The 23968-nt window shown below is 59.0% G+C and carries 22 protein-coding genes and 1 tRNA gene; 17 read left to right on the top strand and 6 right to left on the bottom strand.

Annotated features, from left to right (window positions below; genetic code table 11):
* Positions 1-218: 218 nt before the first annotated feature.
* A complete protein-coding gene (locus MK208_RS07290) occupies positions 219-977 on the bottom strand; it encodes a TSUP family transporter (RefSeq protein WP_294115426.1) in 759 nt (252 codons plus the stop codon).
* A 3-nt stretch (positions 978-980) separates the two neighbouring features.
* Positions 981-1859, bottom strand: a complete 879-nt coding sequence (serB, locus tag MK208_RS07285) for a phosphoserine phosphatase SerB (RefSeq protein ID WP_294115425.1) — start codon at positions 1857-1859, stop codon at positions 981-983.
* 130 nt (positions 1860-1989) lie between these two features.
* Here serB and MK208_RS07280 point away from each other — a divergent pair, with 130 nt between their 5' ends.
* The 5 genes from MK208_RS07280 (at position 1990) to MK208_RS07260 (ending at position 7368) form a co-directional block, all read left to right on the top strand.
* A complete protein-coding gene (locus MK208_RS07280) occupies positions 1990-2922 on the top strand; it encodes an L-lactate dehydrogenase (RefSeq protein ID WP_294115423.1) in 933 nt (310 codons plus the stop codon).
* A gap of 168 nt (positions 2923-3090) precedes the next feature.
* Complete coding sequence (locus MK208_RS07275) at positions 3091-4239, top strand: phosphoserine transaminase (RefSeq protein ID WP_294115420.1); 1149 nt, start codon at positions 3091-3093, stop codon at positions 4237-4239.
* Between the two features lie 83 nt (positions 4240-4322).
* Positions 4323-5918: a phosphoglycerate dehydrogenase gene (serA, locus tag MK208_RS07270; protein ID WP_294115417.1), complete on the top strand. Its 1596-nt coding sequence runs from the start codon at positions 4323-4325 to the stop codon at positions 5916-5918.
* A gap of 134 nt (positions 5919-6052) precedes the next feature.
* Entirely contained in the window at positions 6053-6640 is a 588-nt protein-coding gene (locus MK208_RS07265; protein ID WP_294115416.1) for an ATP-dependent Clp protease proteolytic subunit, read from the top strand.
* Positions 6637-7368, top strand: a complete 732-nt coding sequence (locus MK208_RS07260) for a metallophosphoesterase family protein (RefSeq protein WP_294115414.1) — start codon at positions 6637-6639, stop codon at positions 7366-7368. The genes MK208_RS07265 and MK208_RS07260 overlap by 4 nt, the downstream gene beginning before the upstream one ends.
* Here the strand turns inward: MK208_RS07260 and MK208_RS07255 are convergent, their stop codons facing one another.
* Positions 7369-8178, bottom strand: coding sequence for an ATP-binding cassette domain-containing protein (locus MK208_RS07255; protein WP_294115413.1), 810 nt, complete (start codon positions 8176-8178; stop codon positions 7369-7371). It abuts the gene before it with no gap.
* A gap of 264 nt (positions 8179-8442) precedes the next feature.
* Here MK208_RS07255 and MK208_RS07250 point away from each other — a divergent pair.
* Positions 8443-8518, top strand: a tRNA-Thr gene (locus tag MK208_RS07250).
* Positions 8519-8529: 11 nt separating this feature from the next.
* On the opposite strand, the gene MK208_RS07245 is transcribed toward MK208_RS07250, so the two are convergent.
* Positions 8530-10311 (bottom strand): family 20 glycosylhydrolase, encoded by a 1782-nt coding sequence (locus tag MK208_RS07245; RefSeq protein ID WP_294115409.1) that lies wholly within the window; start codon positions 10309-10311, stop codon positions 8530-8532.
* Between the two features lies 1 nt (position 10312).
* Positions 10313-11068, bottom strand: a complete 756-nt coding sequence (locus MK208_RS07240) for a GntR family transcriptional regulator (RefSeq protein ID WP_294115408.1) — start codon at positions 11066-11068, stop codon at positions 10313-10315.
* 217 nt (positions 11069-11285) lie between these two features.
* On the opposite strand from MK208_RS07240, the gene MK208_RS07235 reads away from it, so the two are divergent.
* From MK208_RS07235 to MK208_RS07185, 11 genes are all read left to right on the top strand, one after another.
* On the top strand, positions 11286-12218 hold the full coding sequence (locus MK208_RS07235) for a sugar ABC transporter permease (protein WP_294115406.1): 933 nt from the start codon (positions 11286-11288) through the stop codon (positions 12216-12218).
* A gap of 1 nt (position 12219) precedes the next feature.
* Complete coding sequence (locus MK208_RS07230; protein WP_168591256.1) at positions 12220-13062, top strand: carbohydrate ABC transporter permease; 843 nt, start codon at positions 12220-12222, stop codon at positions 13060-13062.
* Between the two features lie 23 nt (positions 13063-13085).
* Complete coding sequence (locus MK208_RS07225; RefSeq protein WP_294115401.1) at positions 13086-14291, top strand: sugar ABC transporter substrate-binding protein; 1206 nt, start codon at positions 13086-13088, stop codon at positions 14289-14291.
* Between the two features lie 89 nt (positions 14292-14380).
* A complete protein-coding gene (gene ugpC, locus MK208_RS07220) occupies positions 14381-15478 on the top strand; it encodes a sn-glycerol-3-phosphate ABC transporter ATP-binding protein UgpC (RefSeq protein ID WP_294115399.1) in 1098 nt (365 codons plus the stop codon).
* 9 nt (positions 15479-15487) lie between these two features.
* On the top strand, positions 15488-16624 hold the full coding sequence (locus MK208_RS07215; RefSeq protein WP_294115397.1) for a Gfo/Idh/MocA family oxidoreductase: 1137 nt from the start codon (positions 15488-15490) through the stop codon (positions 16622-16624).
* The gene (locus tag MK208_RS07210; protein WP_294115395.1) at positions 16621-17619 is read left to right on the top strand and encodes an SIS domain-containing protein; all 999 of its coding nucleotides are present in this window, start codon (positions 16621-16623) and stop codon (positions 17617-17619) included. Before MK208_RS07215 ends, MK208_RS07210 begins: the two co-directional genes overlap by 4 nt.
* Positions 17616-18662 (top strand): SIS domain-containing protein, encoded by a 1047-nt coding sequence (locus MK208_RS07205; protein ID WP_294115393.1) that lies wholly within the window; start codon positions 17616-17618, stop codon positions 18660-18662. The genes MK208_RS07210 and MK208_RS07205 overlap by 4 nt, the downstream gene beginning before the upstream one ends.
* A complete protein-coding gene (locus MK208_RS07200) occupies positions 18662-19564 on the top strand; it encodes an ROK family protein (protein ID WP_294115391.1) in 903 nt (300 codons plus the stop codon). Before MK208_RS07205 ends, MK208_RS07200 begins: the two co-directional genes overlap by 1 nt.
* Complete coding sequence (locus MK208_RS07195) at positions 19561-20790, top strand: class II D-tagatose-bisphosphate aldolase, non-catalytic subunit (RefSeq protein ID WP_294115390.1); 1230 nt, start codon at positions 19561-19563, stop codon at positions 20788-20790. Before MK208_RS07200 ends, MK208_RS07195 begins: the two co-directional genes overlap by 4 nt.
* Entirely contained in the window at positions 20787-21926 is a 1140-nt protein-coding gene (gene nagA, locus MK208_RS07190; protein WP_294115388.1) for an N-acetylglucosamine-6-phosphate deacetylase, read from the top strand. Before MK208_RS07195 ends, nagA begins: the two co-directional genes overlap by 4 nt.
* Positions 21913-22638 (top strand): copper homeostasis protein CutC, encoded by a 726-nt coding sequence (locus tag MK208_RS07185; RefSeq protein ID WP_294115386.1) that lies wholly within the window; start codon positions 21913-21915, stop codon positions 22636-22638. The genes nagA and MK208_RS07185 overlap by 14 nt, the downstream gene beginning before the upstream one ends.
* Here MK208_RS07185 and MK208_RS07180 read toward each other — a convergent pair whose 3' ends face one another.
* Entirely contained in the window at positions 22639-23964 is a 1326-nt protein-coding gene (locus tag MK208_RS07180) for a GH1 family beta-glucosidase (RefSeq protein ID WP_294115385.1), read from the bottom strand.
* Positions 23965-23968: the final 4 nt, after the last annotated feature.

Raw genomic sequence — 23968 nt, 5'->3', positions numbered from 1 at the left:
CTTTTCAAGCAGGAACGCCTGTAAAAATTGCGGGGAACCGCCAATCTACCAGCTAGAACTTCGGAGCGTCTCAGATGCGCGCCAAAGGTCCCGATCTCACTCCTAAAAACCCAGCCTTAAGCCAACGTTAACATGAGAAAATGTTTAGGCTGCATCTGCCATTCTGGCTGTGTTGGTTGAGTGTTTGCCGACGATGCTTCTTGGTGACACCATCTACCTCACAGCACGTCCCACAACAGCTTCAACGCCAGCACCATGGATGTGACCACAAGCAACGGGCGGATGAGTTTTGCGCCTTTGGCCATTGCCATCTTGGCTCCCAAAGCCGCGCCAAGCATCTGCATCACGCCCATCGCCAGACCGATCGCCCAGAGGGGTTCAGCCACCAGGATGAAGCCAGCCAAGCCGCCGACATTGGAGGCAAAGTTCAAAAGCTTGGTGTGGGCCGTGGCTTTCAGAATGCAGTAGCCGCCCAGCGCGACAAAAGCGATCATGTAGAAACTGCCAGCCCCCGGACCAAGCAAACCGTCATACGCGCCAACAAAGGGCACCGCTGTCCGGGTGAAGGCCAAAGGCGACAGGCGCGCGGTTTTGTCCATGTCGCCCGGGTCTTTGCGGAAGGCAAAGAACAGCGCGATACCAATCAGCAAAACCGGCAAGATGAGGCGGATCCAGTCGGTGGGCAGCACGGAGACCAGCAAGGCCCCCGCCAAAGAGGCAGCAAAGGCCAGACCGGCGGGCAAAAGCTGCTCGCGCAGGTTCACCAGACCGCTTTTGGCATAGGAATACGCCGCCGTGCCGGAGCCAAACATGCCCTGGATCTTATTGGTCGCGAGCGCCGCCACCGGTGGCACACCAGCGATCATCAAAGCCGGCAAGGTGATCAAACCCCCGCCGCCCGCAATCGCGTCGACAAACCCGGCAAAAAATCCCGCTGCCAAAAGGATCAGCAGGCCTTCCAGTCCAAATTCAAACACAGATCAGACGCCTTCGAAGTCAGATTGGGCGTAGCCCTGAATATAGAGCAGCGCGGTCAAATCCCCATGGTTGATGCGGATGTCACATTCCGCCGCCACCGAAGGTTTGGCATGCAGTGCAACACCGGCGCCCGCCAGACCCAGCATGCCCAAATCATTGGCGCCATCCCCAACGGCCATGACATCATCATGGGCAAGCCCAAGGCGCTCAGTGATCTCTTTGAGCGCCTGCACTTTGGCCTCCCGCCCAAGGATCGGACGGCCAACATCTCCCGTCAGCTTACCCTCTTCCGCCAGCAAGGTGTTGGCGCGGTTCTCATCAAAACCCAGTTCATCCGCAACTTTGGCGGTGAACGCTGTAAACCCACCAGACACCAGCGCGGCATAAGCACCTTGCGCCTTCATCGTTGCCAATAGCGCTTTGCCGCCGGGCATAAAGGTGATGCGCTCCGCCAGCACTTTGCCAATCACAGCTTCATCAAGATCTTTGAGAAGCCCAACCCGCTCCGTCAGCGCACCTTCGAAATCCAACTCGCCGTTCATCGCCCGCGCGGTGATATCTTTGACGCGTTCACCAACGCCAGCCTCATCGGCCAGCTCATCGATGCACTCCTGCTCGATCATGGTGCTGTCCATATCCGCCAGCAGCATCTTTTTACGACGCCCCTCGGTAGGCAGCACCACAAGGTCCACACCCATCTTCTGTAAGTCCGCCCAAACGTCCCACCGGTTGTCTGGCATCGCTGGCAAGCTGAACTCCGCCGCCTCATCCGGTGCCAGCCAAACAGCATCTCCACCGCCCCAGGCATTGCGCAGGTTATCAACCAAAGCAGGGTCCAAATTGGCGGATGTCGGGGATGTCAGAAGCGTGGCGGTATACATCAAAACCTCGGTTTTACAGGGTCGCGGCAATCTACCGCTGCATAGACCACGCAGAGCCGCTTAACACCACCCCCCGAATGCGTTATCGCTAACGCATTGGCGCGCGCGTGATATTTTGGGAGTTTTAGGCATGAAAATCGGAATTGTGGGCGCCGGTCAGGTTGGTGCATCTGCCGCTTACGCCATCGCGCTCTTGGGAAAAGCCCGCGAAATTGTCTTGATCGATCTTGATCCAGCGATGGCCGCTGCTCAGGCCGAAGACATCAGCCACGCCATGCCTTTTGCTGCCACCACCGAACTTCGCAGTGGCGGGTACGCAGACCTCACAGAGGCCGAGGTGGTGATCATCGCCGCTGGCGTCAATCAAGCGCCCGGCGAAACCCGGCTGGACCTATTGGCGCGCAACGCCGCCGTCTTCAAGGAGGTTACCAGCGAAGTGCTCACCTACGCGCCAGAGGCCATTTTGCTGATCGCCTCCAACCCGGTCGATATTATGACCGGCATCACGCAGCGTCTTACCGGCTTGCCGAGCCACCGCGTGATTGGGTCTGGCACCATTCTGGACACCGCGCGCTTCCGCGTCTTGTTGGGGCAGCACCTCGATATAGACCCACGCTCGATTCACGCCTATGTGCTGGACGAACACGGCGACAGCGAAGTGTTGTCTTGGTCCTCCGCCCAAGTAGGCGCACGTCACCTGTTGAGCTTTGCCGAAGAAAAGGGAAATCCAATCACCGGCGCGGTCCGCACCGCCATTGACGAAGGTGTGCGTCGCGCTGCCTATCGCATCATTGCAGGCAAAGGCGCGACGTACTACGGCATCGGCGCCGGACTGGCCCGATTGGTGGCCGCCATCGGTGGGGATGAACGCTCGGTACATTCCGTGTCAATTATGACATCTGAGGTCGCAGGGGTCCGTGATGCGCCCCTCTCTCTTCCCCGCGTGGTGGGCAAAGGCGGTGTGATTGAAGACGTCACGCCAGAGATTGACTCGCTGGAGCAAGCCGCGCTGAAAGCCTCCGCCCAACTGTTAAAAGACACTTTAGAGGCCGTCCGGCTTTAACCCCCGCGAAACGAAAAGTTTCCGATAGTGGTCGCCGCACGTCGCTTTTGATGTGCAAACTGTCGTGATCGCGAATTTTGCCTGTTGTGCAGCCGCAGCATCCCTTCTATCTCGGTCGGTGGGACACCTCTCCCCAACGAGAGGCATTTATCTGTAAGGATAGCATTGATGGCTACTCAGCAACCGGCTACGCGGCCGGCCAACCCGCGTTTTTCCTCTGGCCCCTGTGCCAAACCCCCCACATTTGATGTCACAAAACTGGCCGACGCCGCTCTGGGTCGCAGCCACCGCGCAGCTGTTGGCAAAGCCAAGCTGAAGGACGCCATCGAAGGCACCCGCGAGGTTTTGGGCATCCCCGCAGATTACCGCATTGGCATTGTGCCAGCATCTGACACCGGCGCGGTTGAAATGGCACTCTGGTCCCTTCTCGGCGCGCGCAAAGTTGAAATGCTCGCATGGGAAAGCTTTGGCGCAGGCTGGGTCACCGACGTGGTGAAACAGCTGAAAATCGACGCTGAGGTGAAGACCGCTGACTATGGTCAGATCGTGGATCTCGCCACCGTTGATACCAAAAACAACGACGTTGTCTTCACCTGGAACGGCACTACCTCCGGCGTGCGCGTGCCCAACGCCGACTGGATTGCCGATGACCGCGACGGCCTGACCATCTGCGACGCCACCTCCGCTGCGTTCGCCATGGACCTGCCATGGGACAAGCTGGATGTGACCACCTTCTCCTGGCAGAAAGTGCTGGGCGGTGAAGCAGCTCATGGTGTGATTGTGCTCTCGCCACGTGCCGTAGAACGTCTGGAAAGCTACACCCCGGCCTGGCCGCTGCCAAAAATCTTCCGCCTGACCAAAGGCGGCAAGCTTATCGAAGGCATCTTCACCGGCGCGACCATCAACACGCCCTCCATGCTGGCTGTCGAAGACTACCTCTTCGCGCTGGACTGGGCCCGTTCCGAGGGCGGCCTGAATGGCCTGATCGCCCGCGCCGATGCCAACGCCAAAGCCGTGTTTGATTTCTGCGACGCCAACGACTGGATTGCCAATCTGGCCGAGAATGACGCGACCCGCTCCAACACCTCCGTGTGTCTGAAGTTCACCGATGACCGTATTCAGGACGGCGCAGCCTTTGCCAAGGCCGTCGCCAAACGTCTGGAAGCGGAAAACATCGCGCTGGACATCGGTGCCTACCGCGACGCGCCAGCCGGTCTGCGCATCTGGTGTGGTGGCACGGTTGAAACCGCGGATCTTGAAGCCATGCTGCCATGGTTGACTTGGGCCTTTGAGGCCGAGATCGCCGCTCAAGCGTAAGCGACTTTAGCCCGGCGGCATCGCCGGGCACCCCCTTCCCCATTCAGGCCGCACTCGGCCACCGACATCAAAGGACGCTCCACATGGCTCCCAAAGTACTCGTTTCCGACAAACTCAGCGAAACCGCCGTTCAGATCTTCCGCGACCGTGGCATCGACGTCGACTTCATGCCTGACCTCGGCAAGGACAAAGACAAGCTGGCCGAGGTGATCGGCCAATACGACGGTCTGGCGATCCGCTCCGCCACCAAAGCCACAGCCAAACTGCTGGAAAAAGCCGACAACCTCAAAGTCATCGGCCGCGCCGGCATCGGTACCGACAACGTCGACAAAGAAGCAGCCTCCAAGAAAGGCGTGATCGTGATGAACACGCCGTTTGGCAACATGATCACCACCGCCGAGCACGCGATTGCAATGATGTTCGCCGTGGCGCGTCAAATCCCTGAGGCCAGCGAGTCCACCCACGCAGGCAAATGGGAAAAGTCCAAATTCATGGGCACCGAGCTGACCAACAAAACCCTCGGCGTGATTGGCGCGGGCAACATCGGTGGCATCGTCTGTGACCGCGCCCGTGGCCTGAAGATGAAAGTGATCGCCTACGATCCCTTCCTGTCTGAAGAAAAAGCCGCAAAAATGGGTGTTGAGAAAGTTGAGCTTGAAGAGCTGCTGCCACGTGCCGACTTCATCACTTTGCACGTGCCGTTCACTGAGCAGACTGCCAACATTCTCTCTGCCGAGAACCTCGCCAAAACCAAAAAAGGCGTACGCATTATCAACTGTGCCCGCGGTGGTCTGGTGGACGAAGAAGCGCTGGCCGAGCTGCTGAAATCCGGCCATGTCGCTGGCGCCGCCTTTGACGTGTTCAAAGAAGAGCCCGCCAAGGAAAACGCCCTGTTCAACCTGCCAAACGTGGTCTGCACCCCGCACCTGGGCGCGGCAACCACAGAGGCACAGGAAAACGTGGCGCTGCAGGTTGCCGAGCAGATGTCCAACTACCTGCTGACCGGCGCGGTGGAAAACGCGCTGAACATGCCATCCGTGACGGCTGAGGAAGCCAAAGTCATGGGTCCATGGATCAAGCTGGCCGACCACCTTGGCGCGTTCTCCGGTCAGATGACCGACGAGCCGATCAAAGCCATCAACATCCTCTATGACGGTGTTGTCTCTGACATGAACCTCGCGGCGCTGAACTGCTCGGTTGTGGCGGGCATCATGAAAAAAGCCAACCCGGACGTGAACATGGTCTCCGCGCCGGTTGTGGCCAAAGAGCGTGGCATTCAGATCTCCACCACCAACCAGGACAAGTCCGGCACCTTTGATGGCTACATCAAGGTGACCGTGGTGACCGACAAACGCGAACGCTCCATTGCGGGCACCGTGTTCTCAGATGGCAAGCCACGTTTCATCCAGATCAAAGGCATCAACATCGACGCCGAGGTGGGTGAGAACATGCTCTACACCACCAACGAAGATGTGCCGGGTATCATCGGCACGCTGGGTCAGACTCTGGGTGACAATGGCGTCAACATCGCGAACTTTACCTTGGGCCGCGCAGATGTCGGTGGCGAAGCCATCGCCCTGCTGTATGTGGATGAACCGGTTCCAGCAGACGCCCGTGCTAAACTGGCTGAAACCGACATGTTCCGCCAGATCAAGCCTTTGGTGTTTGACGTTGCCTAAAGTGTGACCTCTGCAAAATTTGAAGCGCCGCTCCTTTTGGGGCGGCGTTTTTCATTCGCCGATTGGTTGCACTCCCGACAAAGGCAAGGAACATTGTAGGCATTGATCCAATGCATGTTACCGAGGACCGCGATATGACCACAACTTTGCTCGAAAAACCCCAAGACGACACCGCAACCCCAGCCCGCGTTGACCAGCTTTTCTTTCAAAGCCGCAATGTGATTGTGGCGGGTCAAATCGACGACAAACTGGCACAGCGCACCGCCACACATCTGCTGGCTTTGGCGGAAGAAAGCGACGCGCCCATCAATATGTTCATTTCTTCCCCAGGTGGTCATGTAGAAAGCGGCGACATGGTGCATGACATGATTGGCTTCATCAAACCCACCGTGCGCACCATCGGCACTGGCTGGGTGGCCAGCGCGGGTGCATTGATCTTTGTCGGCGCCAAACCCGAAAACCGCTTCTGCCTGCCCAACACGCGGTTTCTGCTGCATCAACCCTCCGGCGGCATTGGTGGTCAAGCCACCGACATGGAAATCCAAGCACAACAGATCCGCATCATGCGGGACCGCTTTGATACGCTGTTTGCTGACGCAACCGGCCAACCCAAAAAGAAAATCGCCGCCGACACCGCACGTGACTTTTGGCTCACCGCGCAAGAGGCCATCGACTACGGCCTGTGCGGCAGCATCATTCAATCTGTAGACGCCCTTAAATGACCATGCCTATTTACGCCATCGGCGACATCCACGGACACCTCGACAAGCTTGAAGAGGTGATGGCGCGTATCGTCGCTGATGGTGGACCGGATGCAGAAGTTGTGTTCCTTGGAGACCTCGTAGATCGCGGCCCCGACAGCAAGGGCGTGATTGAATTTGTTCTGAATGGGCTGAAACAGGGTCGAAACTGGACCGTTCTGACCGGCAACCATGACCGCATGTTCCGCTTCTTTCTGGAGCCGTCGCCCCGGGTGGACATGCGACTGCGGCCCGATCTGTATTGGCTGCATGAACGCCTTGGCGGGCGCGAGACCCTCGCCTCTTATGGCCTCACCTTTGACGCCGAAGCCCGCCTGTCTGAAATCCACGCCGCCGCCCGCGCCACTGTGCCTGATGAGCACGTCACGTTTTTAACCCAGCTGCCCTATACCAAGTTGCACGGCGCCTTGTTGTTTGTGCACGCCGGCATCCGCCCAGAAGTCACCTTGGAAGATCAGTTGGATGACGATTTGTGCTGGATCAAAGAGGATTTCCTGAACTATCCGCACCCTCACCCCTGGCTGGTTGTGCATGGTCACACGCCGGTGTTGCGACCCACGCATTTTGGCAATCACGTGAATCTGGACACCGGTGCTGGCTATGGCGAGGCGATCACGGCGGCTGTGTTTGAAAACGGGCGGGTCTGGCAACTCACCGCAGAGGGACGGCAGGAACTCATTCCTGAATAGTCATGCCGCCTGCTCTTTGTCCCGCGCCTGCTGCAACAACATCTTTGAATGCGCATGCTGCGGCGTTTCCAGCAATTGCTGCGCAAGCCCTTCCTCGACAATCTCACCAGAGCGGAGCACAACCAGCCGATCACACAGGCTGCCCAGCATCACGATGTCCGTGCTGGAAATCACCATGGAGAGCTGTAGCTCATCCTGAAGCTTCAACAGCACATCCAGAAGGCGCGCCTGCACCGACACATCCAAGCCTTGCGCGGGATCCTGCACCACCACAAGCCGTGGGCGGGTCACAATGGCATGGGCAATCGCCACCAACTGCTGCTGAAACAGCGACAAGTCCTCAAGCTCACTTTGCGCCGCAACATGATCCAGACCAACAAGCCGTAAGGCCTCTGCGATGCGCCGCTTCTGCTCGTTCGCGTTGCTGACTTTGGCGTCGACCAACGCCTCCCTCAACAGCGCGTGGGAGGTCAGGCTCTCATCCAGTTCCGCAACCGATTGCGGCGTCACTTGCCGCATCAAAGGCCGCAACTTGCGCTTGTCTGCACGGGTCAGCTTGGCAATGTCCTGTCCCAGAAAGGTCACCTTACCCACTTCCGGCTTTGTGAGACCAAGGATGGTCCGCGCCAATGTCTGTTTTCCTGCCGCGCGCTTACCGACGATGCCCACAACCTCCCCCTGCGCCACTTGCAAAGTCACGTTATGGATGGGACGGGTTTCCGCCTTGGAACCAAACCAGCCACTTTTGGCCGGACGAAAGGATTGAGAGACAGCGTCCACGAAGAGCAGTGTGTTGTCATCACCGTGCATACCAAACCCTCTTCGCTTCAAAATGACCAAACCGACCGCTGCCTCATGCGCCCCCAAACAGGTTTGCGCCGCGCGTCAGCATTGCCACTAAATAGAGGCAAAGGCATTAAAGGTGTCTTGATGGCACATGTTTAATTCGCGAAAATTTCGCGTTCAGGTACATTGTCGAAAAGCCCGACTATTAACAAAGAAAACGCCCACCGGAGCGCGCGTTTTGAAATGGGCTTGCCATGGCTGCGGGGCACTTTTATACACCGCATCGGCGCCGCTGTAGCTCAGCTGGTAGAGCACGTCATTCGTAATGATGGGGTCGTAGGTTCGAGTCCTATCAGCGGCACCATTTTTCCCGATTTATCCAGTCCAGACCTCTGCCCCCGGCAGACTATTGTAGACATGCGCCAGACGGATCAGGTCGTCGGCACTCACGCACTCGACCTGCCAGGCTTTGGAACTGACTCCCAACATACGCGGCATCAACATTGGCCAAAGTTGATCGTCCCGTGTGGTGAACTCTGACCAGAAGGTGCCCTGCACGCCAATGATGCGCTCTACAAGGTCCGCTTCCGGCACCGGCTCCCAGTTGATCGTGTCTGTAAGCGAGACAAACGCAGCCCAATTCGCTCCCCAGTCGTCCTTGTCGCTGGTGTGCGCCATGTCGAGATAAACGTGCTGCGCCGGGCTCATGACCACGTCATAGCCATTGCGCGCCGCCTCCAAACCTGGCCCCTGTCCGGTCCAGCTGAACAGGATCGCGCCATTGGCAATCCCGCCGTTGGCGCCTTTGGCGGCTTCTTCCCAGGCACAGGGCCGCTGGCCGTTTTCCACGGCCTTTGCGCCCAGCTTCTGCATCATCCAACCCTGCAGGTCATCAGTGGTTTCCAGGCCTTCACGCTTCATCAGATCCCGCGCCAACGGGCTGCCCATCCAGGTGCCTTCTGGCAATTCATCACACCCAAGGTGCAGGTGGTTGAACGGGAACAACGCGCCAACCTCGGCCATGATCGCCTCTAGCACATCCCAAGTGCGGGCGATCGCCGGGTTCACCGCATTACCTTTGTAACCCTGCACACTGACCTCAGCACCGTTGTCGCTTGGATCGCGCAACTCAGGGAACACATGGGTCAGGGCAATCGCATGCGCCGGCACTTCGATTTCCGGCAACACCTCAATGTTGAGCGCCTTGGCGTGGGCGATGATCTCCCGCGCGGTGTCTTTGGAATAGCTGCCACCGGCCTCAACCGCGCCGGAGAACAGGGCTGGCAACAGGTGGCCTTCGCCACAGATAGCCGTCTTCTGCCAAAGCTCCGGGAAACACTCGATCTCCAAGCGGAAGGCTTCATCGTCGGCAAAATGCCAATGGAAGCGGTTGAACTTCAACAGCGCCATCAGGTCGAGCAGGTCCAGAATGGTCTGCGGTTCATAGTAATGACGGGCTGTGTCCAGATGTTGACCCCGCCAGGCAAACCGAGGCGCATCCTTGATCACACCACAGGGAAGCGCACTGTGTTGCAGCAACGTCAGCAGGGTGATCGCGCCGTAAAACTCGCCACCAAAATCACCTGCACGCAGGGTCACGCCATCTTCAGAAATCTCCAGCTCATAGGCATCTTCTGGCAAGTCTGCAGCCTCAACCGACACCTCAGTGTCACCCACAAAAGACCAACCACGACGCGCGGCCAAGGCCGCCACGCTTTCAAACGCCGCGCGATCACAGACAAATCCAGAAACCTCAAGCACGCCTTCAGCTGGTGTCCAGCTTTGAGGCTGCGGCACCAGCGGCAGGCCGTCGATTGGGCCCAAATCCGGCAATATCTGCGGGCGGCAGCCGGAGTCAGCCTTGGGCAGTTCGATGATTTCTTTGCCATGGCGCAGATACGGGCCAAGTGGCAACCAGGCGCGGTTGGCGGGTTTGAACCCACCCGCATACTGGATTTCCAATGTATAGGCTTCATTCGCCTTGAGATTTGGCAAGGCAATCTCGGTGTAGCTGCCCAGGGTTTTTGTCACTGTTCCACCTGAAAGCGCCTCAAATGGCCCCATACCGGAGAAACAGAAAACCGGGGCCGTCAGGGCGCGCTCCGGTGTGAAAACACATGAGATGGTGTCGCCCGTGATACGGCTGTCGTAGTGCATGTCAGTCCAATCTGAGTTCGGAAACAAAGTCGTAAATGTCAGAGCGATAAAGCCCGCGTGTCAGTTCAATGGGGCGCCCGGAGCTCAGGTACCCGGTCCGCACAATCTGCAAAACTGCGCTGCCTTCCGGCAGTTTCATCAGGTCCGCATCGTTGGAGGACAAGTTGAGTGCGGTGACCCGCTGAATGGCACGTGTTGGGGCGCTATTGTCCTCGCGCAGAAGCGCATAGAGAGACGTCTCGATCTCCTCGGGGTCACGCAGAATGTCGCGCGGAAGCGATGAGTTCTCCAGTGCAATGGGCACACCACCCGCGCTGCGCAACCGATTGATGCGCGCGACCTTTTCGTGTGCCGCCAGCCCGAGCGTGACCATTTCGTCCGGATTGGGGGAAAACAAGCCACGCGACAGAACCTTGGACGTGGCCGTCATACCGCGCGCCTGCATGGTTTCCGTAAAGGACACGAGCGAGGACAAAGATTGCTCCAGACGCGGCGAGGCTTCGGCAACAAATGAGCCCGCGCCACGGCGCTGCTCGATCAGACCTTCCTCAACCAGCTGCGCCACAGCCTTGCGCACAGTCACACGACTGATGTCCGCTTTCTCTGCCAAATCGCGCTCCGGTGGCAGCTGATCTCCCGGTTGCAGACGCCCTGTGCGAATCTCCGTCGCGATGTGCCGAGACAACTGTTGATACCGCGGCCCACGGCCCGCGCGGTACCAGGTCTCCGGATTAAAGATCGTGTCTGCAATGGTCATCTGGTTTCCTGACATGGTTTAAAAAACAGTACCAATCTACCAAAGTTACGCAAGAGGCCTTTGGAAACTATCTAATATCATATTGTAAAAGCTCCGTAATTTTCACAACGCCTATTTTGGTATTATATTGGTAGCATTTTGGCTTTTTTGAGGTACCATAATTGCAACGCGGTGATTCGCTCACTGATTCGCCGCTCGAAACCAAGGGGGGAAATTGATGGCCGAACTATCCGCACAGGCATCACAACCAGCCGCCGACGCCCGTAGCCGCTCCATGTCTGAAGGACTCTTCGGATGGTTGCTTGTGGCTCCGGCTATGATCTTCATCGCTGTGATTGTTGCCTGGCCACTGGCCGAAACAATCCGCCTCTCCTTTATGGAGGCCGGTTTGGGCGGCGAGAAATTTGTTGGCCTGGAAAACTACGAAGACCTGGCCGACAGCCGCAAATTCCACCAAACCGTTGTCCGCACCTTCTACTGGATGTTCCTCTCTGTGGGCATCAAGCTGGTGATGGGCCTGATCGGCGCGACACTCCTGAATGCCGCTGTTCCAGGCCGCGCCCTGTTCCGCGTCCTGGTTATGCCGCCTTGGGTCATCCCAATGGCGATTGGTTGTATCGGCTGGCTGTGGCTCTATAATGGCTACTTCGGCGTTCTGTCCGGCGTGATGATGAAACTGGGAATCACCGACGGTCCGTTTGAATTCCTCGCCTACAAATCCTCCGCCTTCTACTCCGCCGTTGTCACCGACGTCTGGGTTGGCACTCCGATGGTGACCCTGTTCTTCCTGGCCGCCATGCAGGGTGTGTCTCGTGACCTCTATGAGGCCGCTTGGGTGGACGGCGCCGGGCGCTGGTATCGCTTCCGCCGCATCACCATTCCGCAGATCATGCCGGTGATTGTCTCCATGGCGCTCTTGTCCGCAATCTTCACCTTCAACAGCTTCGAAATCATCTGGATTTTGACCGAAGGTGGCCCACGTGGCGCAACCACCACCCTGATCATCGACACCTATAAAGTTGCGATCGGGAACTACAAATTCGGCGAAGGGGCCGCACGGGCCGTGATCATCGTTGTCCTGCTCGCCGCATTCTCGCTCATCTACTTGTTCTTCCTGAACAAAATCAACAAACGCTACGGGGTGAAGTGATATGATGGATCGCTATTCCAAATTGCAGATGGTGGGCATTTACGCAGCCCTAGCTGTCTTCCTGACCTTCATCCTGCTGCCGTTCTTCGAAATGTTCATGGCGTCCTTGCGCCCTCTGGAGCACCTGTTCCGCAGCCCTTACCAGTTCTGGTCCGACGACTTCAGCTTCCAGGCCTATAAGGACATGTGGGTGACCGTGCCGCTGCTGGGACGTTACATCTTCAACTCGATCTTCATCGCTACCTCGGTGACCCTGATCACGATGTTCTTTGTGGTGCCTGCGGCCTACGCCTATGCCCGCCTGCAGTTCCCGTTCAAAAACATCACTCTGGGTATCTTCCTGGGCGTGAACATGTTCACCGGCGCTGTTTTGCTGATCCCTCTGTATCGCGTGCTGCGCACCATGGGCCTGCTGAACACCTACTGGGCGATGATCGTCCCTGGCGTGGCCTTCCTGATCCCAACCGGTATCTGGCTGCTGCGCTCTTACCTGGAGAAAATTCCACGCGAACTGGAAGAAGCAGCCTTTGTCGATGGGGCCTCCCGTATGTACACCCTGCGCCGCGTTGTTCTGCCTCTGGCCGTGCCTGGCCTGATCGTGGTGAGCGTTGCCGTCTTCATCGGCGCCTATGCCCAGCAGTTCCTGTTCGCAATCACATTCAACCAGACCCGTGAGCTGCAGCCGTTGCCTGCCGGTCTGTTCGAATTCATCGGCTATCAGTCGGTGACCTGGAACGAAATGATGGCTGCGGCCTTGGTAGGTGTCCTACCGGTCATGCTCATCTTCCTGTTCCTACAAAAGTACCTCGTCGCCGGTTTGACGGCAGGCGCGGTGAAAGAATGAGTTCAATCAAGGGAGAGAAGACTATGAAACTCGTGAAACTCACATTGGGCGCGGCCCTGCTGTCTGGGGCAGCAAGCGGCGCACTGGCAGCGGACAAAGAACTGCACTTCATCATGTGCGGCGGCGAAGTTCGCGAAGCCGACCAAGCTGTTGTTGATCAGTTCGAAAAAGACCACGAAGGTGTGTCCGTAAACCTCGAGGCGGTTCCGTGGGGCACCTGCCAGGACAAATCTCTGACTCTGGCAGCCGCTGGTGATCCACCTTCCATCGCTTACATGGGGTCCCGTACCCTGCGTCAGCTGGCCAACAACGACCTGATCGTTTCCGCCAACATCGACCCAGAAGCCCCTTACCAGCCTGGCGTTCTGGACACCGTGACCATCGAAGGTACTCAGTGGGGCTACCCACACGCCTTCTCCACCAAAGCGCTCTACATCAACTGTGGCATCATCGAAGAGTCCGGTCAGGAATGTGTGGCTCCAGCAACTTGGGATGACATGTACGCAATGGCCAAAGGCGTTGTGGACAACACCGAAGTTGCAGGCGTTGGCCTCTCCGGCAAAGACTTCGACAACACAATGCACCAGTTCCTAAACTACCTGTACTCCAACGGTGGTACTGTGATCGACGGCGCGACCGGCGAAAACAAACTGGACAGCAAAGAGACCCGCGAAACGCTGGAATTCTACGGCAAGCTCGTAGACGTTGCACAGGACGGCCCAACCGCATGGGAGCGCAGCCAGCTGCGTGATCTGTTCAACGACGGCAAGATCGCCATGTATGTGACCGGTCCTTGGGGTCACGGCCAGCACAACGAAGACATCAACCAGCTGGTTGCGCCAATCCCTGCCGGTCCTTCCGGTGAGAGCGGCTCCATCCTGATCACCGACTCCATCGTGGTGTTCAAAGGTTCCGGTCACGAAGATCTGGCCCACGACCTGGCGCAGCGCATCACCTCCGGTGACAGCCAGTACGACCTGGACAGCAGCTGGGGTCTGACACCGATCCTCGACTACACCAAGCTGGGCAAAGACGAGCCTTACTACAACGACGGCATCTGGCCAATCTTCACTGCATCGATCTCCACCGGTGGCCCAGAGCCGCTCGTAGAAGACTTCAAATCGCTGCAGTCCGTGTTCACCAACATGGTTCAGGGCATCATCCTGAAAGACGACACCGTCGACAACCTGGTGACCATCGCAGCTGAAGAGCTCGACGACGCCCTCTAAGGGTTCCTCCCTGCTCCGGGCGCGCCAAACTGCGCGGCGTGCCCGGGGTGCCTCCACTCACGAAACTTCTCAGACAAACGGACAGACCCATGGCGACGCTCAACCTGAATGCTATCAACAAGTCCTTCGGTTCGGCCAAGGTGTTGCACGACATCAGCCTGGCAATCGAGGACAAAGAATTTGTGGTCTTCGTAGGCCCATCCGGCTGCGGCAAATCAACCTTGCTGCGCATCATCGCCGGCCTCGAAGAATCCACCTCCGGCTCCATTGTGATCGGCGGCGAAGACGTCAGCGACGCAGCCCCAGTGGACCGTGGTATCTCCATGGTGTTCCAATCTTACGCGCTCTACCCACACCTGAGCGTCTACGAAAACATTGCCTTCCCACTGCGCGTGCAGAAGATGGAAAAAGGCGAAATGGACGCGCGCGTGAAACGCGCCGCCGACATCCTGCAACTCACCGAAAAACTCGATCTGAAGCCGAGCCAGCTCTCCGGTGGTCAGCGCCAGCGTGTCGCCATCGGCCGCTCGATTGTGCGCAACCCGAAGGTCTTCCTGTTTGACGAACCGCTCTCCAACCTCGACGCTGCCCTGCGGGGCGACATGCGCGTGGAACTGAGCCAACTGCACAACCAACTCGACGCCACCATGGTGTACGTGACCCACGATCAGGTCGAAGCCATGACCATGGCGGACCGCATTGTGGTTCTGAACGGCGGTCAGGTTGAGCAGTTCGGCACGCCAATGGAACTCTATCACCACCCTGCAACCAAGTTTGTTGCGGGCTTTATCGGCCAGCCAAACATGAACTTTGTGCCCGCCACCGTTCTGGAAACCACCGGCGCTCTGACCGTTGAACTGGAAGGCGGCCACCGCATGTCCTTGCCCGTGGACACCGCTGGCGTTTCCAAAGGCGACACCGTTGAAGTGGGCATCCGCCCCGAGCACGTAACCCTCGCCGAAGAAGGTCTGGATATTACTGTAGACGTGCTGGAGCGCCTTGGCGGCGTCTCGATCACCTACGGTACCATTGGCAACGGCACTCGCTTTTGTGCCTCCCTGTCCGGTGACGCACCAATTCAGCAGGGCAAAAACATGCGCCTGTCCGTGGCGCCAGAAGATTGCCACGTATTCCAATCAAATGGTCAGGTGCTGCGCCGCAAATCCGCGCCAGCTCTGGTGGCGTAAGGACCTCCCATGCGCGTTGTCACAGCAGGCATAGGTCTTCGGGCCGGGCATGTGCTCTCCATCCTCAAGGAGGCCATGCCGGAGGTGGAGTTTGTCGGGTTCTATGACCCGCAACCCACCCATTTGGACATGATCGGCACCGAGGTGCCCCAGTTTGACACAGTAGAGACTATGCTGGCGGAAACCGCGCCGGATCTCTTCTTTGTCGGCTCGCCCAACAGCTTCCATCTGGAGCATATCAAGATCGGCCTCGCTGCAGGCGTGCGCATCTTTACTGAGAAACCTGTGGTCACCACCAAAGAGGAGACCATGGAACTGGCAGCGCTCCTGGCGGAGCATGGCACCGACAGCGTTATGGTCGGCCTAGTGCTGCGCTATTCGCAGCATATGGTCGATCTGCGCCGCGTGCTGGATCAGCTTGGCCCGATCACGTCGCTGGAAGCCAACGAGCACATCGCTCCCTATCATGGCGCGTTCTTCATGCGCGACTGGCGGCGCATGGTGCAGTGGTCCGGCGGCTTCATGCTCGAGAAATGCTGCCACGACATCGATATTTACAACATGGTGACAAGATCGCGTCCCTCCCAGGTCGCGAGCTTTGGCGGGCGCAAATCATTTGTTCCGGCGTTTGCGCCCGCCTCAAACACCGAAAACGAAATCATGCACCGCAAGAAAAGCGTCTGGCAGAGCATTGATGACCCGTTCCACTCAGACGGCGACATCATCGACTATCAGACCGCGATTTTGCAGTACGAGAGCGGCGCCTCCCTGTCGTTTCACACCAACCTGAACGTGCCAGATGAGCACCGCCGGTTCTGTGTGATGGGCGCTCTGGGCATGGCCGAAGGCGACTTTGTCCGCGGCTATCTGAAAGCCACCGCACGCGATGGCTCGGTGATTGCCGACCACGATTACACCCAAATGGACAGCGCCCGGGCCTCGGCTCACTACGGCGCGGACCACATGATGGTGGACGACATCGTGGCCTTCCTAAGAGGCGAAACCGAGACCCTACCGGTTGGCGTGGTTGACGCGCTGGAGGCAGGCCTTGTCGCGATGGCGCTCGATGAAGCGCGCATCGACGGAAAAATGATCAACATGGCCCCTGTTTGGGCCGAATTCGATAAGTTTGGATTGCGAGAATGACAATGAACAGCCCCGTACACGGCGCAATGATGGCCAAAGAGAGCGCAGAGGCACTTGATGTCTTTGCCAAGACCGCAACTCAAGACGTTTCGCTGCCAAACCTGGACGCTGTGAAAGCGATCTACACCATTGCACGCGGTTCCTCCGATGCAGCCGCCAACATCCTGTCTTATGAATTTATGCGGGAACTTGGCGTGCCAGTGACCTCGCTGCCGCCGTCGATTTTCTCCATCGGCAAAGGTGTGTCTATGGACAACGCCGCCGCGCTGGTGGTGAGCCAGTCCGGCGCCTCCGAAGACCTCGTGCGCAGCGCCAAAGGCGCCGCCTCCCGTGGGGCCAAAGTTCTGGCGCTGACCAACATCCCGGACAGCCCTGTGGAAGCTGCTGCTGATGCCACCATCGCAATCGGAGCCGGTCCTGAAAATGCCGTTCCGGCCACCAAAACAGTGGTGGGTTCTGTGGCCGCTGGAATGGCACTTTTGGCCGGTATAGAGTCTTCCTACGACGTTAAGCCATCCGCAAATGCCATCGCCGCCGCGCCTTCCACGCTGCCAGATGCCGCCGCCCTGCGTGCCGCCTTCCTGCGCGCGCGCCACTTCTATGTGATTGGCCGTGACACAGGTTTTGGCGCCGCCCACGAAGTTGCGCTGAAGCTCAAAGAATGCTGCGCCCTGCACGCCGAAGCCTATTCCGCGTCTGAAGTGCTGCACGGTCCGCTGCAACTGGCGACCAACCCGATGATGGTGCTGATCCTCGACACGGGCCAGGCCGACATTCAAGACAGCCTCGATCAAGCCGAAGCGCGTTTCACCGCTGTTGGCTGTGACGTGCATCGCATTCGCGTGACAGACCTGATCGACACGGAAATCAAGCCAGCCGCCGCAGCCGCCTACCTTCTTGCGCTGATCTACCCGGTCATCCTTGAAACCGCGCTCGCAATGGGCTTGAACCCGGACACTCCGGAAACTCTGGCGAAAGTGACCCAGACCACATGAGCACGACCTTGGACACCTGGGCCACGTGGCGCGAAATTCACCAGCAGCCTGCCGTTTGGCGGGCCTGGGGCAACGCGCTCGACGTAACAGGCCTGCGCAGCTGGATTGCTGCGCAGAACGCAGACGAAGTATGGTTCTGTGGCGCAGGTACAAGCGCGTATATTGGCGATATCATCGCCGCAGCTGTGCCGGGCACCCGCTCGGTCCCTTCCACCGATCTGGTCGCAAACCCGCGAGCGTTCCTGACTGGCAACCGCCCATTGGTGGTCAGCTTTGGCCGCTCCGGCAACTCTGCTGAAAGCCTCGGCACTCTGGATGTTCTGGACGCTTTGGCCCCAGAAGCCCCGCGGCTGCACATCACCTGCAACCCCGACGGCGCGCTCGCAACCCGCACATCGCCGAGCCCGCTGAAGGTCATCAACCTGCCTGAAGTCACCCACGACGCAGGCTTTGCCATGACCAGCAGCTTCTCCACGATGCTCCTGACGGCCTTGGCGCTGTTTGACGAACCTTGCGATGTACCAGCGCGCTTCAACGCGCTGGCTGATCAGCTTGAAGGTCTGCTGCCACAGTTTGGCACCCCGCGCCCCGATCGCGCGGTCTATGTCGGCTCCGGCCCACTGGCCTTTGCCGCCCGTGAAGCTGCACTGAAGGTTATGGAGCTTACTGCAGGTCAAACCCCTGCGCTCTGGGACAGCTCGCTGGGCTTCCGTCACGGTCCAAAATCCTTTGTGCGCGACGTGACCGCGATCACCGTGTTCAGCAGCCCGCAGGCGCCAACAAACGCCTATGACACCGACTTAGTGGCAGAATTGCGTGCGCAGTTCCCAGACGCCCGTGTGACCAATATTGGCCCCGCAGGCGACATCGCCATCGACATGCCCTTTGGCACCGCCTGGGCCGCACCGCTGTCCATTGCGTCTTCGCAAATCGACGGCGTGAAATGGGCCGCAGATCTGGGCCTCAATGTTGACGACCCCTTCACTGGCCAAGGCACGCTCTCGCGCGTGGTCTCTGGTGTGAAACTGCACGGAGTGGGCTGATGACCGTTGCGGGGATCGATCTTGGCGGTACCAAATGTGAGGTCCGCCTGTTTGATGCAGAATGGAACGAGGTGGCCCGCCACCGCGAGCCAACGCCAAAAACCTATGAAGGTCTGGTGCAAACCGTGGCCAATCAGGTGGCCTGGGCTGAAGCCGAGTCCGGTGAAAAACTGCCCGTTGGCATTGGTGCCGCTGGTCTGGTCAATCCCCAAACCGGCTTGGCCCTGACCGCCAATCTGCCAGCCACAGACAAGCCACTGCCAACAGACATCAACGCTGCTGCCGGCCGTCACATCACCTACGTGAATGACTGCCGCGCATTGGCCTTGTCCGAAGCGGTGTTTGGTGCTGGCAAAGGTCAGAATATTGTCATGTCCCTGATCCTTGGCACCGGCATTGGTGGCGGTATTGTGGTGAATCAGTCTCTGCTACAGGGCCCAACCTTGACCGGCGGCGAGTTCGGCCACACCTCTGCGCCCGCGCATATCGTGTCCCGTTACAACCTGCCCATTCGCCGCTGTGGCTGTGGCCGTTTGGGCTGCATCGAGACCTATGTCGCGGGGCCGGGTTTGGCCGCTTTGGCTGAAACCCTCACGGGCCAGAGGGTCACGCCACCGGAAATCGCCGCCCGCCGCCATGATGACATGGCCGAGGTCTGGGATGTGTGGTGCACTTTGGCCGCGGATATGATCCACAGTCTGACTCTAACCGCCGATCCGGACGTGATTGTGCTGGGTGGTGGCCTGAGCCAGATCGACGGTGTGATCCAGGACCTTTCTGTTGCCGCACAAAAAGCCCAAATCGGGGATTTCTCCACCGCCCGCCTGACCTTGGCGCAAGGCGGTGACAGCAGCGGCGCCCGCGGGGCCGCGTATGCCGCTTGGCAGGAGGCCAACTTATGACACACGCCCTGCGTTCTATTATTCAGAAAAACCGCGCTGGCACACCAGTGGCGATCCCATCGGTTTGTTCCGCACATCCCGACGTTCTGCGCGCCTCCCTAGTGCTGGCCGAACGACTGGACCGCCAGATCGTGATTGAATCCACCTCCAACCAGGTCAATCAAGACGGCGGCTACACCGGCATCACACCCGAAGGTTTCATCCGTTTCGTCTATGGCATTGCCGACCGCGCCAATGTCGCCCGCGAGCGCATCATCTTTGGCGGCGACCACCTTGGCCCACAAGCCTGGCGCTCCATGTCCGCCGATGACGCGATGGAGAAAGCCCGCGTTCTGGTGCGCGACTATGTGAAGGCCGGCTTTGGCAAGATTCATCTCGATTGTTCCGAAGGCTGCGCCGGCGAAGCTGCGCAACTGACCGACGATCAAACCGCAGAGCGCTCCGCTAATCTTGCCCGTGTTTGCGCGGAGGAAAGCGACGATCTGCTGTTTGTGGTCGGTACAGAAGTGCCGCCCCCCGGAGGTGCCCGTGCTGACGAAGATGGCGACATCCCGCCAACCAACGCACAGGACGCCGCCGCCACGCTTAAGGCCCACATCGACACCTTTGGGGAACTGGCGTCCTCTATTGGCGGCCTCGTGGTACAGCCCGGCGTCGAGTTTGGCCCCACAGACGTGCATCACCTGCCGCTCAATCGTGATCCCGGCTTCCTCGCCGCCATCGCCGATCACCCAACTGTATGCCTGGAAGCACACTCCACCGACTATCAACGCCCGCTCACCTATGTGCGCCTTGCGGAACTTGGCTTTGCCTTCCAGAAGGTGGGCCCGGCGCTGACCTTTGCTTACCGGCAGGCGGTTTATGCGCTGGATGCGCTGCGCCAACCCTCCGGCGTGCTGCGCGCCACGATGGAAGAGTTGATGTTGAGTGATCCAAAGTATTGGCAAGGCCATTACCACGGCGACACAAATTGCCTGCGTCGCCAGCGCCACTTCGGTCTTGCGGACCGCATCCGCTACTACTGGCCACAGCCCAAGGCGCAAGCCGCGGTGCAGCAGCTCCTCTCGGACACCCCTGACACCCTGTCTGAAGCGCACGTCCGCGCCGCCTTTGGCACCACCACGCTGGAACGTGCCGAACAATTGTCTGGTTCTCACGCCCAACGCCTGATCGATGCGCAAATCGAACTGGCGCTGGAACCCTATTTCTTTGAGGTATCCCCATGACCGATCGTTGGATCGCCCCGGACCGTTTGTTTGACGGTCACAGCATTCAAACTGGCGTCGGTGTGCACGTCAAAGACGGTCAGATTACCGAAATCGGACCCGCCCCGAAGAATGCTCTCAAGGTTTCCGGCCTGCTGACGCCCGGCTACGTCGATTTGCAGGTCAACGGTGGCGGTGGCGTGTTTCTCAACGAAACTCCCACACGCGACGGCATTGCCACCATAGCAGAGGCCCACCGTCGCTTCGGCACCGTGGCGCTCCTGCCCACAGTGATCACCGACAGCGCCGACGTCCTGGACAACGCCGCCAATGCGGCCATCGCCGCGCAGGGCTTGCCGGGCGTGATGGGTCTGCACATCGAAGGGCCACATATCTCCAAAGAGCGTCGTGGCACCCACGAAGCAGACTACGTGCGCCCGTTTGACGACCGCACCATGGCGGTGGTGACCCATCTGCGCGACATCAACATTCCGGTGCTGATCACCCTGGCACCAGAGGTCACCCCTCTGAAAACCATCGCCAAGCTGGCAGACACTGGCGCTGTGGTCTCCATTGGCCACACCAACGCCACCGCCGCGCAGATCAACGAGGCCATCGAGGCCGGTGCCACCTGCGCCACCCACCTGTTCAATGCCATGTCACCAATGACCAGCCGCGAACCCGGCGCGGTCGGTGCAGTGATCAACTCAACTATCTATTCTGGTATCATCTGTGACGGCCATCACGTGGCTGACAGCATGGTGGGTCTGGCCGTGCGCGCGCGCCCGGAAAACGATCGCATGATCCTTGTGTCGGATTCCATGGCCACCGTGGGGGGACCCGATCACTTTGACCTCTACGGCCATCGTGTGATGCTAAAGAACGGCCGCCTGATCAACAAAGAAGGCAGCCTGGCCGGTGCGCATGTCACGCAAGCCGAAGGCGTTCAGCGTTTGATCCACAAGGTCGGTCTGTCTGAGGAAACCGCGCTGCGTATGGCCATCTCCAACCCAGCCACCTGCATTGGGCTGCCGGACATTGGGCAGCTGGCAAACCGCCGCACCGACGACGTGCTCCTTCTGGGTGACGATCACGCTGTGCGTGCCACTTTGACCGAAGCACTTGAGGCCCAAAAGACCGCAGATGCCGCGGAATAGTCTCACATTTGAGGTCTGCATCGACACCGCCGCTGGGTTTACCGCCTGCGACGATGTGGTGGACCGCATCGAACTGTGCAGCGCCCTGGACGTGGGCGGATTGACCCCATGCCCGGGCCTGATTGCCGCCGCACAGGACAGCGCCATTCCCTCACATGTCATGATCCGGCCGCGCGCCGGAGATTTCTGCTATGACGTGGCTGATCAAAAAGCCATGCGCGCCTCCGTCGAGGCCGCGAAACAAGCCGGTTTAGCAGGTGTTGTGATTGGTGCATCCAAAGGCGATCAACTGGACCTCCCCACCCTGCGTGACCTTGTCGCTGAGGCGGAAGGACTTGAGGTGACCCTACATCGGGTTATCGACTTGCTGCCGAATCCACTGGCGGCCATGGAACAGGCGATTGAACTCGGGATTCACCGCATCCTGACGTCCGGTGGCGCCCCTCGCGCTGTGGACGGTCAAGCCACTCTGCGCGCCATGCAAGAGGCCGCTAAAGGTCGGATCGAGATCATGGTGGGCAGCGGCGTATCAGTCTCTAATCTGGCCGAACTTGCGCAAAATACCGGCATCACGTCGTTCCACGCCTCCTGCAGCACGGCGAGTCCGGTGGCGGAGCATCTGCACCACTTCGGCTTTGCCAAAACGCAGAAGATCACCAACCGCGCCACCGTTCTGGCTTTCCGCAAAAAACTCGACAGCCTCTCTGCTTGATCAGTAGCGCAGCGCCTCTGCCAGAGCATGGTAAGATTGCTTCGGCGTGCGCTCAAACGTGTCAAAATCCACGTGGATCAGACCAAACCGCTTTTCATAGCCCAGCGCCCACTCGTAATTGTCCATCAAAGACCACACATAGTAGCCCGCCAAAGGCACACCTGCGTCAATCGCATCTTTCGCCGCCGCCAAATGGCTGTTGAGATAGGATATCCGATGCGGGTCCGCGACCACACCATCCGCAATCTCATCTGGCGCCGACATGCCATTTTCAGTCACGTAAATTGGCAAATTTCCAGTGTATTCCTGAGCCATGCGCACCAAAAACGCCCGCAACGCATCGGGATAGATCTCCCACCCCATCGAGGTTTTTGGCAAGTCGCCCACACTCTGCCGATACCGCGGCCAGGGAGCTGCGGCATCATCATGCACCAGCGTGCGCGTGTAATAGTTGAGCCCGCTCCAATCGACCGGGGAACTGATCACAGGGAAATCATCCTGCCAGCCGGTTGGCAAATGCGGCTCCAGCCCCTCAAGAGCCAGTTCCGGGTATTCCCCTTTGAAAATCCCCCCGAGGAAAAACCGATTGTAAATCGCGTCATAGCGCGCGGCGGCAGCGACATCTTCCGGCGAGTCACTCGCCGGGGTCGCCCATTCAAAGTTACACACCGCGCCGAGGTTTTTCATACCCAAGCCACGCATTCGCTGGATCGCCGTACCATGCGCCAACATGATGTGGTGCATCGCCCGCGCGGTGGCACGAATGTCGCGCAGACCCGGCGCATGGGCCCCAACAAAATGGCTGAGCCAGCCCACACACCATGGCTCGTTGATCGGCGCGACCGACCAAACGCGGTCTCCGATCCGCCCCATCACCACTTCCGTGAAATCGCCAAACCACTGCGCCACATCGCGGTTGCGCCAGCCGCCCAGATCGGCCAGCGCGGAGGGCATCTCCCAGTGATACAGTGTCACTGCCGGTTTGATCCCGCGTTCCAACAGCCCGTCCACCAACCGGTCATAAAAATCGAGGCCCGCCTCATTGACCGCGCCACGCCCCTTCGGCAGCACCCGCGCCCAACTGGTAGAGAACCGATAAGCATCCACGCCCAGACCGGCAATCAGATCGAGGTCTTCCTCAAGCCGATTGTAATGATCACAACCCAACGCGCCGTTTTCAGCCCGCACCACATTGCCCGGCGTGGCGGCAAAATCATCCCAGTGCGTGCGCCCGGCACCGCCATATTTGTGACCCTCAATCTGATAGCTCGACGTGGCCACGCCAAACTGAAACCCATCAGGAAAATCGGAGCGTTTGTGCTGCATCAGT

It is taken from the genome of Shimia sp. (genome assembly GCF_022448905.1).
Lineage (GTDB): Bacteria > Pseudomonadota > Alphaproteobacteria > Rhodobacterales > Rhodobacteraceae > Shimia.
This window is presented reverse-complemented; position numbering and strand designations above follow the sequence as displayed.

What these genes read in the sequence shown, in the direction of transcription:
- serB (WP_294115425.1), bottom strand. Translation starts at nt 1,859, where the DNA reads ATGTATACCGCCACGCTTCTGACATCCCCGACATCCGCCAATTTGGAC.
- MK208_RS07280 (WP_294115423.1), top strand. Translation starts at nt 1,990, where the DNA reads ATGAAAATCGGAATTGTGGGCGCCGGTCAGGTTGGTGCATCTGCCGCT.
- MK208_RS07275 (WP_294115420.1), top strand. Translation starts at nt 3,091, where the DNA reads ATGGCTACTCAGCAACCGGCTACGCGGCCGGCCAACCCGCGTTTTTCC.
- serA (WP_294115417.1), top strand. Translation starts at nt 4,323, where the DNA reads ATGGCTCCCAAAGTACTCGTTTCCGACAAACTCAGCGAAACCGCCGTT.
- MK208_RS07265 (WP_294115416.1), top strand. Translation starts at nt 6,053, where the DNA reads ATGACCACAACTTTGCTCGAAAAACCCCAAGACGACACCGCAACCCCA.
- MK208_RS07260 (WP_294115414.1), top strand. Translation starts at nt 6,637, where the DNA reads ATGACCATGCCTATTTACGCCATCGGCGACATCCACGGACACCTCGAC.
- MK208_RS07255 (WP_294115413.1), bottom strand. Translation starts at nt 8,178, where the DNA reads ATGCACGGTGATGACAACACACTGCTCTTCGTGGACGCTGTCTCTCAA.
- MK208_RS07245 (WP_294115409.1), bottom strand. Translation starts at nt 10,311, where the DNA reads ATGCACTACGACAGCCGTATCACGGGCGACACCATCTCATGTGTTTTC.
- MK208_RS07240 (WP_294115408.1), bottom strand. Translation starts at nt 11,068, where the DNA reads ATGACCATTGCAGACACGATCTTTAATCCGGAGACCTGGTACCGCGCG.
- MK208_RS07235 (WP_294115406.1), top strand. Translation starts at nt 11,286, where the DNA reads ATGGCCGAACTATCCGCACAGGCATCACAACCAGCCGCCGACGCCCGT.
- MK208_RS07230 (WP_168591256.1), top strand. Translation starts at nt 12,220, where the DNA reads ATGATGGATCGCTATTCCAAATTGCAGATGGTGGGCATTTACGCAGCC.
- MK208_RS07225 (WP_294115401.1), top strand. Translation starts at nt 13,086, where the DNA reads ATGAAACTCGTGAAACTCACATTGGGCGCGGCCCTGCTGTCTGGGGCA.
- ugpC (WP_294115399.1), top strand. Translation starts at nt 14,381, where the DNA reads ATGGCGACGCTCAACCTGAATGCTATCAACAAGTCCTTCGGTTCGGCC.
- MK208_RS07215 (WP_294115397.1), top strand. Translation starts at nt 15,488, where the DNA reads ATGCGCGTTGTCACAGCAGGCATAGGTCTTCGGGCCGGGCATGTGCTC.
- MK208_RS07210 (WP_294115395.1), top strand. Translation starts at nt 16,621, where the DNA reads ATGACAATGAACAGCCCCGTACACGGCGCAATGATGGCCAAAGAGAGC.
- MK208_RS07205 (WP_294115393.1), top strand. Translation starts at nt 17,616, where the DNA reads ATGAGCACGACCTTGGACACCTGGGCCACGTGGCGCGAAATTCACCAG.
- MK208_RS07200 (WP_294115391.1), top strand. Translation starts at nt 18,662, where the DNA reads ATGACCGTTGCGGGGATCGATCTTGGCGGTACCAAATGTGAGGTCCGC.
- MK208_RS07195 (WP_294115390.1), top strand. Translation starts at nt 19,561, where the DNA reads ATGACACACGCCCTGCGTTCTATTATTCAGAAAAACCGCGCTGGCACA.
- nagA (WP_294115388.1), top strand. Translation starts at nt 20,787, where the DNA reads ATGACCGATCGTTGGATCGCCCCGGACCGTTTGTTTGACGGTCACAGC.
- MK208_RS07185 (WP_294115386.1), top strand. Translation starts at nt 21,913, where the DNA reads ATGCCGCGGAATAGTCTCACATTTGAGGTCTGCATCGACACCGCCGCT.
- MK208_RS07180 (WP_294115385.1), bottom strand. Translation starts at nt 23,964, where the DNA reads ATGCAGCACAAACGCTCCGATTTTCCTGATGGGTTTCAGTTTGGCGTG.